This window comes from Niabella digestorum, from assembly GCF_036409055.1.
Lineage (GTDB): Bacteria > Bacteroidota > Bacteroidia > Chitinophagales > Chitinophagaceae > Niabella > Niabella composti.
The window spans coordinates 401,456-414,383 of the sequence record NZ_JAZGLY010000001.1; the positions used below are offsets into that span (position 1 = coordinate 401,456).

At 39.5% G+C, this 12,928-nt stretch carries 8 protein-coding genes; 1 reads left to right on the forward strand and 7 read right to left on the reverse strand.

Annotated features, from left to right (window positions below):
• The first annotated feature begins 9 nt into the window (after positions 1–9).
• Positions 10–5,085 (forward strand): putative type IX secretion system sortase PorU2, encoded by a 5,076-nt coding sequence (porU2, locus tag V2H41_RS01750; protein ID WP_330973392.1) that lies wholly within the window; start codon positions 10–12, stop codon positions 5,083–5,085.
• Positions 5,086–5,090: 5 nt separating this feature from the next.
• Here porU2 and V2H41_RS01755 read toward each other — a convergent pair whose 3' ends face one another.
• From V2H41_RS01755 to V2H41_RS01785, 7 genes are all read right to left on the reverse strand, one after another.
• Positions 5,091–6,248 (reverse strand): nucleotidyltransferase family protein, encoded by a 1,158-nt coding sequence (locus V2H41_RS01755; RefSeq protein ID WP_330973393.1) that lies wholly within the window; start codon positions 6,246–6,248, stop codon positions 5,091–5,093.
• On the reverse strand, positions 6,245–8,029 hold the full coding sequence (locus tag V2H41_RS01760; RefSeq protein ID WP_330973394.1) for an ABC transporter ATP-binding protein: 1,785 nt from the start codon (positions 8,027–8,029) through the stop codon (positions 6,245–6,247). Before V2H41_RS01760 ends, V2H41_RS01755 begins: the two co-directional genes overlap by 4 nt.
• A complete protein-coding gene (locus V2H41_RS01765; protein WP_330973395.1) occupies positions 8,026–8,442 on the reverse strand; it encodes a lasso peptide biosynthesis B2 protein in 417 nt (138 codons plus the stop codon). Before V2H41_RS01765 ends, V2H41_RS01760 begins: the two co-directional genes overlap by 4 nt.
• A gap of 47 nt (positions 8,443–8,489) precedes the next feature.
• Positions 8,490–8,753 (reverse strand): PqqD family protein, encoded by a 264-nt coding sequence (locus tag V2H41_RS01770; RefSeq protein WP_330973396.1) that lies wholly within the window; start codon positions 8,751–8,753, stop codon positions 8,490–8,492.
• 57 nt (positions 8,754–8,810) lie between these two features.
• A complete protein-coding gene (locus V2H41_RS01775; protein ID WP_330973397.1) occupies positions 8,811–10,703 on the reverse strand; it encodes an asparagine synthetase B family protein in 1,893 nt (630 codons plus the stop codon).
• Between the two features lie 298 nt (positions 10,704–11,001).
• Entirely contained in the window at positions 11,002–11,925 is a 924-nt protein-coding gene (locus V2H41_RS01780; RefSeq protein ID WP_330973398.1) for a hypothetical protein, read from the reverse strand.
• 92 nt (positions 11,926–12,017) lie between these two features.
• Positions 12,018–12,917: an SMP-30/gluconolactonase/LRE family protein gene (locus V2H41_RS01785; protein ID WP_330973399.1), complete on the reverse strand. Its 900-nt coding sequence runs from the start codon at positions 12,915–12,917 to the stop codon at positions 12,018–12,020.
• Positions 12,918–12,928 lie beyond the last annotated feature (11 nt).

Consider the following 12,928-nt stretch of genomic DNA (forward strand, 5'->3'; position numbering starts at 1 on the left):
GATACGTTAATGAAGAAACTGCTATTGATACTATCTATTTTTTATTGGGGGTATGCTGCAGCGCAACCATTCAATAATGAATGGATTGATTATTCCAAAACTTATTATAAGTTTAAAGTAGGTGCAACAGGCTTGTATCGTATTCCTCAGTCTGTGCTTGCTGCTGCCAATCTGGGAAATGTGGATGTATCTCATTTTCAACTATGGAAAAACGGGCAGGAAGTGCCTATTTATACCTCCAATCAATCGGGACCATTGGCTACAGGTGGGTACATAGAGTTTTGGGGAGAAGTAAATGATGGTAAGGCCGATAAATCTTTATACCGTACACCCGAAGATCATATCAATGATAGTAAAAGTTTATTTACCGATACTGCTGCTTATTTTCTCACCGTAAATCCGACTGGCAATAATAAAAGATTTTTGCCTACACCAAACAGTATTCCATCGGGGGCAACTGCTGAACCGTATTTCATGCATACTGTGGGAATTTATCCCAATGAAACCATACATCTGGGACCTTATGGAGGAGATGTTGCCTCGGCTGCATATTCTTCATCGTATGAAGGAGGGGAGGGGTGGACTTCGAACGAAATTACCGAAACGAATAAAACAAGGAATTTTACGCTATCCAATATTTTCCCTTATAAAGGAACTGGTGCTCCGGATGCACAGATTAGAATGAATGTTGTGGGCAACAGTCCCAATAACCGTTTGGTACAGTTGAGGCTCAATAGCGCACAAGTATTTAATGCTACTTTAATTTCCTTTAACTATGCCAAACTTAGTACAAATATTCCTGTAGCCAATCTTACCGGTACTACGGAAACATTTTCGGTAACCAACGAAACTAACACCGCTAACAACAGAATTAAAGTAGCTTTTATAGAGCTTACATATCCTAGAATTTTTAATTTTGGAGGGGCTAGCAATTTTAAATTCAAACTCTCGTCCAGTTCTTCCGGAAAGTACCTTGAGATTACAGGTTTTAGTTATTCCGGAACTCCGGTATTATACGATTTCACCAATGGAAGACGCTATGAAGCTAATGTAGCAACTCCTTCGGTAGTCAAAGTATATACGCAACCCAGCAGTATGGAAGCCGAGCTGGTATTGGTAGATACAGAGGCTTCTAATGTAAAAACGATTAATAGTTTAGAGGTACGTCGATTTACCAATTATCTTGCTTCGGAAAATCAAGGAGATTATTTAATCATCACTCATAAGGCTATTTTAAATGCTTCAAATGGCTCTCAGCCTGTGGAAGAGTATAGAGCTTATCGTAGCTCTCCCGCAGGAGGAAGTTATAATGCCAAAGTATACATGATTGATGAGCTGACAGACCAGTTTGCATATGGTATCAAAAATAGCCCCCTTGCAGTACGAAATTTTATACGGTTCGCAAGAAACAGCTTTTCTTCTCCTATCAAGAATGTTTTTATAGCAGGGAAGGGGGTAAAGTATATATCGGCACGTCTCAACGAATCATCTCCTCTCATGGCAAGGTTAAATCTTGTACCCACATTTGGAGAACCGGGATCGGATGTGCTGTTAGCAGCAGAAGGTAGTAGCTCCATACCACTTACTCCAATAGGACGTATACCGGTAATAAACGGAGATGAATTAGCAATATATCTTGAAAAGGTAAAACAGTATGAGCAGCAGCTTATACCTGTTCCTGAGGTGACTCCTAGTATATGGAAGAAGAATGTAATACACATGGTAGGAGCTAACGAGCAAGCACTGATTGATCAGTTATATGCTTATTTGAACCTTGATAAAAGAGTAATCGAGGATACATTATTTGGAGCAATAGTTTCGGATTTTGTGAAGAGTCAAGTTCCTGGTGCTGAACAAACAGCCACAGAGAGGCTACGTGCGCTAATGAATACGGGCCTAGGATTACTTACTTATTTTGGGCATTCTGCTGCAACAACTTTGGTATTTAATATTGAAGACCCCCAACAATATTCCAACCAAGGAAAATATCCAATATTCAATATGTTGGGATGTAATGTAGGGGATGTTTTCATTTGGGATGAAAGTAGATTAAGTGTTATTAATACCATTGCAGAAAAATTTCTTTTCGCAAGGGAAAGAGGAAGTATTGCCATCATGGCAGGTAGTGCGCTGGGCAGAGTAGGCCCCCTACAGTTATACAATAGGGAATTTTATAGAGAGCTTACGCGTAATAGCTATGGAAAGACGTTGGGCGAGCTAATGCAAAAGACGGTAACTAATTCTTATGCAGCTGTCGGAGGAGAATCTGATATCTTCACACGCGTACAGAATGAGGTTTTTAATCTTAACGGAGACCCCGCTATTCGCTTGTATCAGTTTGACAAGCCTGATTATGCCATAGAAGATGCAATGGTTACTGTAACTCCTGCTGTAGTGTCGGTTACTGATCCCAGCTTTACCATAAAAGCGAAGATTGCAAATTTGGGTAAAGCCATTAATACTCCTGTAATTGTCGAGCTAAAAAGGACTTATCCCGATTTAACCGTGCAGCTAATTAGGAGAGATACATTAAGTGGTATTCGTTATATGGATTCGTTGACATATAGAATTGATATAGATCCGCTAAGGGATAAAGGGGCGAATAAATTTACGATTACTGTGGATCCAGATAATACCATTGACGAACTTTTCGAGAGTAACAATATTTGTATTAAGGATATATTTATCTATGAAGATGATATAAAGCCTATCTATCCATATAATTATTCAATAGTTAATCAGCAGAACATCACTTTCAGTGCTTCTACAGGTAATCCGTTTGCGCAACAAAGAAGCTATATAATGGAAATTGATACTACAATGCTCTTTAATTCTTCTTTTAAAGTTTCGCAAACTAAAACTTCTGCTGGTGGCGTTGTAGCATTTAGTCCGGGCATTACTTTTAGGGATAGTACAGCTTATTACTGGCGCGTAGCTGCTGTGCCTAATGCTCCGTCGGATGAGCCGGTGTGGAACAGTGCCTCATTCATCTATCTTCCGGGAAATCATACCGGATTTAATCAGTCGCATTATTACCAGTTCCAGAATGCGAGCTATCAAAACATGACATTACATGAATCTAGAACATTCATCTATGATAGCCTCAGGTCCGAGATAATGATTAAAACTGTATCCGTTGAACCTGGGACCGCTATCCCTATTTCCGATATATCCCTGCAGATAGATGGCATTATTGTTCAGCAAGGGGCACTCGCTGATATGAACGGTGTTAATCCAAATGAAAGATCTATACGATTCTATCTGATTGATAACCGAAACATGAAACCAGTGGAGAACCGCGATTTAGGCACCAGTGGTTTGTACGGTAGTTATCGCCCACTTCCCCGTACCTCAACAGCTCTTCCGTATTTCTTTCAATTTGACCTATCAACGCTGGAAGCCCGTAAAAAAGTAATGGATTTCCTCGACTCTATTCCGGACGGATTCTATGTAGGTGTATCTAATAATTATCGTAGACCATCCATATTACCTATGGTTTGGCAGGGTGATACGGCTGTTTTAGGTTCTGGGGTTTCGTTGTACCACAAGTTTAAACAGCTTGGCTTTACCTATATTGATTCTGTAACCTCACCCATCCCATATATTTTTATTTATCAGAAAGGTAATCCCGTACCGCTGACGCAGGCTATAGGTGGTACTGGTGTCTTACAAGCTTCGGCTACAGTATCGGTTAATGGCGTGCAGGGATCGATGACCTCTCCCATCTTCTCCCAAGCTGCTTCCTGGAATAAACTGCTGTGGGATGGGTATAGTAAAGAAACTCCTACTTCGGATAAGGCCACTTTGTCGGTCATCGGTATAGATAAAAACGGAGGGGAGACGGTGTTGATGCAAAATATTCCGGTGGCTCAGAAAGAGGTAGACATCTCTTCTATTAACGCGAATACTTACCCCGGATTAAAAATTGCAATAAATACCGAGGATCCCGAGGACAGAACACCTTATCAGTTAAAATACTGGAGGCTTTATGCAACTCCTGTGGCCGAAGGTGCTGTAGCGCCCAATCTGTACTTCTCCGCTAAAGATACATTAGAGGCCGGAGAACCATTACAATTAGGGCTCGCATTCAAGAACATTAGTGCAAGCAATTTCGATAGTATTGCTGTAAAACTTACTGTGAGAGATCAGAATAATATCGAACGTGTTATCCCTGTACCTAAAGTAAGGCCATTAGTGGCAGGCGATACGTTACAGGTAAATATTCCCATAGATACACGTTCCTTTGTAGGTAATAATTTAGTGTTCTTAGAACTGAATCCTGAAGGCAATGACCATCAACCCGAGCAATATCAGTTTAATAACTTCATAAATCACAGTTTCTTTGTACGTAGCGATACCATCAATCCTTATTTGGATGTTACATTTGATGGTATACATATACTTAACCGAGACATCGTATCGAGCAAACCCGATATATTGATGAAGCTTACTGATGATGCGAAGTACTTATTGTTGGATAATCCGGAGTTGATAAAAGTGCAATTGAAGTTCCCTAACGGGCTGCTTCGTGATTATCAGTTCGACAACGATACTCTTATCTTTACGCCTCCATCGCCCAATGATGCGAAGAACATGGCTATAATTAACTTTAAACCGCATCTGTTGGAAGATGGAGAGTATGAGTTAATTGTGAGTGCTAAGGACCAAAGTGGTAATTATGCAGGTGTTCTTAATTACAGAGTAGCATTTCAGGTGATCAATAAACCCATGATCTCCAATTTGCTGAACTATCCTAATCCCTTTACGACTTCAACAGCCTTTGTCTTTACATTGACGGGCTCAGAGGTTCCGCAGAATATTCGTATTCAAATCCTGACGATTACAGGCAAGATTGTACGCGAGATTACCAAAGAGGAATTGGGGCCTTTACGCATCGGTAGAAATATCACCGAGTTTAAGTGGGATGGAACTGATCAGTATGGTCAGAAATTGGCAAACGGCGTGTATTTATATCGAGTGTTAACCAATCATCATGGTAAATCTTTGGACAAGTATAAAGCGAACGGAGATAATACCGATAAATACTTTAACAAAGGATATGGTAAGATGGTCCTGATTCGATAGCAACCTTAGATGTAGCGTTTGAGGTGTTGCAGTAATCTTATAGGACGAGAAAGTACATACATCCATTTGGGTTGTTGCTGAGCATTGGTTGTGTCGTTATAATTAGGCGTGAGTATGTATTTTACCACCGCTTTTACGAGTTTTATTTTTTCAAATAAGCCGGATCGTAACCGATACGCTACTTTAATGATGGCGCTTAAGGGTACGCGACCGGCTTCTTTCTTTTTAAGCAACCATTGAATAATTTGCTCTCCCTGCTGTGTTATAAAACGCGTGTCAGGATAAGCAGGATATTCTGTAGCCTGAACACTAAAAAGTTTTTCGATTATATAGGCATTCAGACTGTAATAACCGCTTAATAGCTGCGGAAGGCGGTAACAGGTGCTTTGCTTACATTTCTGAGTGAGAAGAGCTATATCTATCATGCACCGGAGCGTGGGATAACGGTCAACCAGACCGTGATTAACAGTAAGTAAAGGGAGATACTCGCACAAGGAGAGGTCTTTTCCTACTTGCCATGATGGGCCGAATAGATCGTTAAAGGAAATGTTAGTAGCCAGGTAGGAACCTACCGGTTTATAATGAAATTCATACAAGAAAAAACCTTCTGGGCTGTCATCATAGCAAATCACATCTTTCTGATGCTTTAGGTACTTCTCTTCAGAGTCTTCGAATAATGTTGCTCCTTCTACTTTGTAGCCGGCAGTCTTGAGCATTGCAACTAGGCGGGGAATATCTTCTTCGTTTACGATAAAATCAATATCACTGAATTCACGAAGCGAAAGATGATTGTATAGTTGTTGTGATAAATGGATGCCTTTATATACCTGAATAGGTATTTGATGTTGTTGCATTAATGCGACCAACTGATGGGCTTTTTGTTGACAACGAAAAGCGCGAACACTATGGTTCAAATATGCCTGTTTGAGTTGCTCTTTGAACTTGAGGTCTAAACTTTGAAGAGGAAGGGTTGTTTCGTATACGATATATCTTATCCGGTGTACTTTGGCAAGATGGTACACTTCATCCCAATCGAGGGTATGGGCATGAACGAACTGCTCCAATGCCGACAGATCTTCAGTTTTTAGAAATACCCTGCAGCATAGCATTAACATTGCTATCTCATTACCATATTTTTTTTGTATGTCACTGATGGCAATCATAATTGCTGCATGTTATAAAGCCGGGTAAATGCTCCGTTTTTATTAACGAGCTCATCAAATGTACCTTCTTCAATAATACGACCTTCATCCATCACATAGAGATAATCTGCAATTTTCAGATTATATAAACGATGTGTGATAAGGATAACCATCTTATCTTTTGCCAGATTTTTTATCTGCGTAAAAATCTCAAACTCTGCCTGAGCATCCAATGCACTGGTGGGTTCATCCAGTACGATTAATGAAGCATCATCTCTGTAAAAAACACGGGCCAGTGCCAGCTTTTGCCATTGTCCTCCGCTTAATTGTTCGCTCTCATGGAATGTGCGTCCCATGCGTGTCTGATAGCCTTTTGATAATTTACTGATGAATTTATCAGCCCCGGATAATACGGCAGCGTTCTTTACATCGTCGATTGTCTTTTGTGTAGCTGAAGCACCTAAAACAATGTTTTCTTCTACTGTAAAGAAATATTTTTCGAAATCTTGGAATAAAAATACCGTATGTTGTCGGTAGGAAGGGATATCAATATCTTGGAGTTCGGTATTGCCAAAGTGTATAGTGCCCGATTTCTGTTCGTAAAGTCGGGCTAGAATTTTGATCAAGGTAGATTTTCCAGAACCATTTTCTCCTACAATAGCGATGATTTGTCCCTTGTTACAAGTGAGGGAAACGTTTTGCAACACTTCTCTACCATCAGGCGTATAACGGAAACTTATATTACTTACAGAGAGATTATTATCGGTAGAGGGGAAGGGTAATGTGTGATGGTTGTTGTTTATGATTTTAATATCTAGGAAGGCGAACAAGTCCTGTAAGAAAATACGTTGTTGTAAGATCTGAACAACGGATTGTAAAAAATTTTTGGAATTGTTCTGTAAACTTTGAAACCCTTGTATGTAAATCACAAATAGGCCGAGTGTTATAGCACCAGCTACAGCTTCTTTAGCAAGTAATGCAAAGATTATAGCCATGGCCACAATCTCTGCTGATTCAGCAATAAGGCTGTAACGCGTAAGGCGTTTGTGGAGTTGTTGTTTTTGTAAGCGGATATAGTGGCGAATATTGATAAACTTCTCAATGAAAAACTTACCAAAGTTGAAAACACGTACTTCTTTTGCAGGGCTTACTCCCGTTAAGGTGTAATGCAGATAATTAGCTTCTCTTTCTAGGGGTGCAAGTTTTCTTTCTTGCTGCATAGTGGCAATGCCAAAATACCATTTAATAATGGCCAAGGGTAGCGAAAAAGCAATAAATAAAATAGCAAAATAGGATTGTACACTAATAAATAAAAGCAAGAGGAACAAAAGCGCAAATCCCGATGTAATAAAGGTGTTGTAGCTGGTCAAAAGCATACTTGCTCGATATAGAGATTGTTGTTGTGCTAGATGCAGGCTATCATGATAATCGGGATTTTCATAATAATTATAATCTACTTGTACAGCTTTATCAAGAACCTTTTGCGACAAGAAATCTGTGAGTTTTAATTGAAAAATTGTGGAGACATAAGTAGCGCATTGTTGGGTGACAGCAAGTAACAGTTGCGCTCCAAGGAATAATATAATTGCGGGTAGTATTTCGGAAAAGGGAAGCTTGGCGGTAACTTTTTCTACTAATGTTTTTATAAAATATAATGATATCACAGGTAAAAAAGCCTGCAGTATATGCAATGCAAAACTGAGTATTGCAAGACGTTTACTGGCTTGCCATAGCAGTAATAAAGAGCGTTGAATATTTTTTTTCAGCTCTTTAAGGTTAAAGTTTTTATAAGTAATGGTCATCTGTTTTTGTAGATACTTTGTATGATGTACTCTTCAGGATTACAAAAACCTGTAATCATTCTTCCTCCTGCCATGGTCCAGGCATGGGCCTGTATTTCATTTTTTGCTATGTCTTTTTTAAAACCTATGAATATTAGATAAGGAATATTATAAAGATTGCATAATAACTTAGCTTGATATGCCTGATGCCTGCATACATTTTTCCAGGGAATATATTTGGAGACGATATGGATGGCTTTGGCGATATCATTGATTTTTGTATGGGTTTTTTCATCAGCAGCAATGGACGATGATACGGTATTTTTCGCACTATTTTCAGTCAAAGCTAATCTTTCTCCGAATCGGGCATATCGATTGAAAAAGGCAAAAAGAAAACCGGTATACAGCGAAAAAACAAATGTCTGTAATATCATTATTTTCAACTGAGGCCTTAATCTCGCAAATGTTTTTATTTTATTTATCATGCCTCCACTACCAGCTTTTTTTCTATAAAAGTGCGGATGATATTATGCACTGCTTGGGAACACTCTTCTGTCGATATATCGTACTCGGCTTCCAGTTGCTGGATGATGTCCTCGACCGGAGTATTGTTTTCAATACCTTTCAGGATTTTATAAGAAGTCTCGTTGAGCGAAAAATATTCGTTTGTAGCACTGTTAAAGGCTACACCTTCTTCACCCAGCTGGGTTACTAAAACATCTTTGGCATTGAATTGATAACTCATAGATACAAAAATATTAAATGAGTAACGGGTTTTAAAATAATTGTTTTCGGGTTCGTATTAATCAAAATGCATCTGTAGAAATAAACCAAAATGTATCGCCTTCAGGAGGCACTGTATTTGAAAGGGGGACGTATAGGGCTGGGCCAAATAGGTTTGCCACGCTGCCGAAAGCTTTTGCACATCAATACAAGAGGTTGCGGCAGCACTTTTTGAGAGCAATGCTATAGCCTCAGTGATCTCGTGCTGCTGAGCTTTTACACGATATAGGATATCTGAACTTTGTAATCCCTTTTTCTTTTCAAAGAGTACGCTGTCCGGTATCCGCCCTTTCATCATGCGTTTTACCAGCATGCGATTGTTGTGATGCTCGTCAAAAAAGGCTTCATTGGGTAGGCTGAAAAAGAATTCCATCACATCTTGGTCTGCACAAGGGTCGCGCATTTCCACTCCGTAAAAATGATTGTGTGCTGCTCCGAACAAACTGCGTATTTGGTAAAGTGATACGAACTGTTCTTTAAGTTCGTTAATGTCTTTTATGTTAAGCTGAAAGCTTTTTTGATTTGTCTGAATGTCCTCCAGTATCTGATATTTTTGCAGTAGCTGCTCATTGGCAAATATCATTGTAACATAATCAGCAAGGTCATTATGAGCGCGTTTGCGCTTTTCAAAATATTGAGGATATAGTGTTTTTACTATGGGCTTGGCTATATGAGATTTCAGGTATCTGAAAGGATGTTGCAGTACCTGTTTCCATTGTAAAGGTAATAATTGAGGACGTCCTTTGAAAGAAATACTGCCGTTTCCCCCCTCACCAGTTAATAGAACGCCAAAGCCTTTTTGTGAAGCTGTGCGAAAAATATCCTGTATCCAATATGCATTAAAGGCTCCATGAATAGGAGCATCGTATATTTTTAACACATCTATCATTCCTTGCAGAATGCTGTAATTGGCGGAATTCAACAATATCGGGTTGATATTACCGGCTGCTTTTACTGTTTCCAGGATAAGAGGCGTTTCATCCAGTATTTGTTTCTCTGCTATATCGATACCTTGTAGCTCTTTCTGAAAAAGAGGCACATGACTGAAGGTGGTAAGAGGTATGTTTTTTTGCTGGAGTAAGCGTGCTGCAATGTAACTTACTGCCGAGCTATCCAGTCCTCCACTAAGCATGGAGGCTATCGGTTTGGGACTCTTTAATCTTACAGCTACTGCATGAGAAAAAATGTCATACATCTCCTCTGCATAGTCCTGTTTATTCTTGTATATCCTAATTGAAGTATGCTGTGGGTACCAATACCTGTTTAGGGTAACTTTACTATCTTTTTTTAAAGTTAACGTATGAGCAAGGGGAATTGTGTGAATGCCTTTAAAGAATGTTTGGTGATTCGCTTCCAAGTGATCCCATAGGGTGAGCATCCGCAACCAATACTCTTCGTTCAGTTGCTTTTGATAGGAGGGGAGTGTCAGCAAGTTTTTAAGGGATGAGCTGAAATAAAACCCCGTAGCATCCTGATAGTAATACAGCGCTGTATAGCCCATCGGATCTCTGGCTATAAATAGTTCTTGTGTTTCATAGTTCCACACAGCAAAACTCCAATCACCTCTTAGTTCATTTACACAGTCTTTTCCCCATTTGAGGAAGGACTGCCACATAAGGTACTCAGAGGTATAGCCATCGGATATCTCAATTCCCAATTTTCGACATAAGGCTGGGCTATTGTCTATTCTGCCCTGTGCTGTAAATAGAAAAGTAGCATTCAAAAAAATAGATGCTTCTTGCGAATCTGTAATATGCGGCAGTGTTCGAATATGCCCTACTCCGGTATTATTATGAATGCGCTGATTATATGCTCCCTGTGACAGTACTGCCAAAGTTGTGCACATCCGCTCAAGTGTGTTTGCAACGGATTTACCAGGTTCAAATAACCAACATCCGAAGATCAGACTCATGACTGGGATTAAAATAAATATCGGTATGGTAATGGCAAAAAAAAAGCAGAGAAATTCTCTGCTAATAAGTTTTTATTATAAGCTACAACCTCAAGCTTTCAACTGTTCTTAGCTAGTTAATTCTTCTAAACTGGCAGCATCACCTCCTGCACTTCCACCGGCATTGATTTCAAGCTCTGTAACTTCTGGTAAAATCCATTGTTTTTTAGTTTCCATAATACTTTTTGATTTAATGATTAATACTTTTTGTTAATAACAAAGGATAATAGGTTTGTGTTTCTATTGAGCCGCAAGATAACTAATTATCATTATTATTCAAAATATTCTTTATAATTTGTGGTAATGTATCAAAAGTGTCGTGATTTAATGGTCTGGTAATTAATAAGTTGGGTACTGTTTGTAGTATCTGGCTAATTAATAAAAACTGCTGTTTATGCATTTGAAAGGCAGGAATCCAATGTCGTCGGTATACATTGTCGGCCAATGCTTTAAAGGCATCTGTGCTTTTAATTTTCAGTGTTTGAATTTGCGGATAGGCGTCTTTCTGCATAAAAATAATACGTTCTACTTCTGCCGGGGTATCTGCAAATTGGCTATGGAACAAAAAGCCATATTTATCTTTTTCTCCATCATATATAATTTGTTTTTCATCAATATTGAGCATCTTTTGTTTGTCCAATGCATTCTCCCATAACCTTATCATAGGATAAGATGCCTGTGCATAGCATTTACCGTCTTTTACGAAAAGAATGGCGGTATCATCGGTGAATGGTGCAAATCCTAATTCCTGTAGTTTTACTGCGAGCGTGGATTTTCCAGTACCTGAGGGAGCTGCAAATAGCACTACTTTGCCAGGCTGTGTAAAAACGCCCGATACATGAAAAGGAATCAAATTGCGTTGCAATAACATTGCTGCCAAGCAATTGGAGTAGAAGTAGAGTAAATATCTGCTATAATCGTAATGGATGGGTTCGATAATGATGTTTTCCCCTTTAGATATGTAGAACTTTATTTTTTTCGGCAATGTGAAGATCATTTCTTCGGCATTGCAATAGGTGAAATAATCGGCCTGGATACCGGGAGTTTTCAGTGTTTGAGGCACCTTACCTAGTTTAACCGTTACAGGACGTTCTGGGGATATATTTTTATTTAATGGCAATAACGCAGGTAGTTCAATATCGGAGAGCACGGGAATACCAAATGCCAGATAACGATAGGTCATGAAGGTTAATAAATGTTTTTGAGCCTGTAAAAATTTGGATAGCCACAAATGTACACTATTCGATAGTAAAACCGTGTATTCGGGGATGGGGTTTACTGTCCTTTTACATTCATTTTTAGTATATAAATGCTGTTGCTCGCGGTAATGAATAATATGTCTTTGTTTTTGCCGGCAAAACAAATATTGGCTGTCCATTTTTCCGGTACCGGAATGTGTGCGATTCTAACACCGTGGGGGTTATACACTGTTACGCCCCGTCCTGCCAGATATAGGTTGCCTTTTTCATCCAATGTAATGCCGTCGGCACCTTGCGGAGCAAAGAGGTGTTTATTGCCCAGGCTTCCATCGGGTCGGATGTCAAATCGGTATATTTTGTGGCCATCGATATCTGCAACAAACAGATACTTGCCATCAGCGGAGCCTACAATACCATTGGGTTTGACCAGCTCATCCGTTACCCCAATAGGTTTTGTGGCGCCTTTGGGGAGGTAATAGACCTTTTGTTCTTTTATTTCAGGTTCGGTACGCGACCAATAATTGCGCTGATAGTAGGGGTCGGTAAAGTAGATACCTCCTTTTTTATCAATCCATAAATCGTTTGGTCCATTCAATTTTTTACCATTCATGCTACTTACTAAAACCTTCACCTCACCGTCGGGGGCAATCGCCCACAATTCATTGTTTTCATCCGCGCAGGCGATGATGTTTCCTGCAGCGTCAATAGCCAGTCCATTAGCTCGGCCGGCATTATCCTTAAATACTTTAAGCGCATTTTTTTCAACGTCGTAGTACCATATACGGTTATTCGGCTGGTCGGTAAAATAAATATTCCCATATTGGTCGGCTACGGGACCTTCCGTAAAGCTAAACTCATTACTTATGCGCTGGAGTGTTGCTCCTGATTTTATAATACCAAGTGAGTCAAACACAACTTGTTGTGCGAAAAGCATATGTCCTATGCTCAGTAATATCATTAAAATTACAGCTCTCATAACCATGAAAT

Coding starts and splice junctions, on each gene's coding strand:
- porU2 (WP_330973392.1), top strand. CDS start 10: ATGAAGAAACTGCTATTGATACTATCTATTTTTTATTGGGGGTATGCT.
- V2H41_RS01755 (WP_330973393.1), bottom strand. CDS start 6,248: ATGATTGCCATCAGTGACATACAAAAAAAATATGGTAATGAGATAGCA.
- V2H41_RS01760 (WP_330973394.1), bottom strand. CDS start 8,029: ATGACCATTACTTATAAAAACTTTAACCTTAAAGAGCTGAAAAAAAAT.
- V2H41_RS01765 (WP_330973395.1), bottom strand. CDS start 8,442: ATGATATTACAGACATTTGTTTTTTCGCTGTATACCGGTTTTCTTTTT.
- V2H41_RS01770 (WP_330973396.1), bottom strand. CDS start 8,753: ATGAGTTATCAATTCAATGCCAAAGATGTTTTAGTAACCCAGCTGGGT.
- V2H41_RS01775 (WP_330973397.1), bottom strand. CDS start 10,703: ATGAGTCTGATCTTCGGATGTTGGTTATTTGAACCTGGTAAATCCGTT.
- V2H41_RS01780 (WP_330973398.1), bottom strand. CDS start 11,925: ATGACCTATCGTTATCTGGCATTTGGTATTCCCGTGCTCTCCGATATT.
- V2H41_RS01785 (WP_330973399.1), bottom strand. CDS start 12,917: ATGAGAGCTGTAATTTTAATGATATTACTGAGCATAGGACATATGCTT.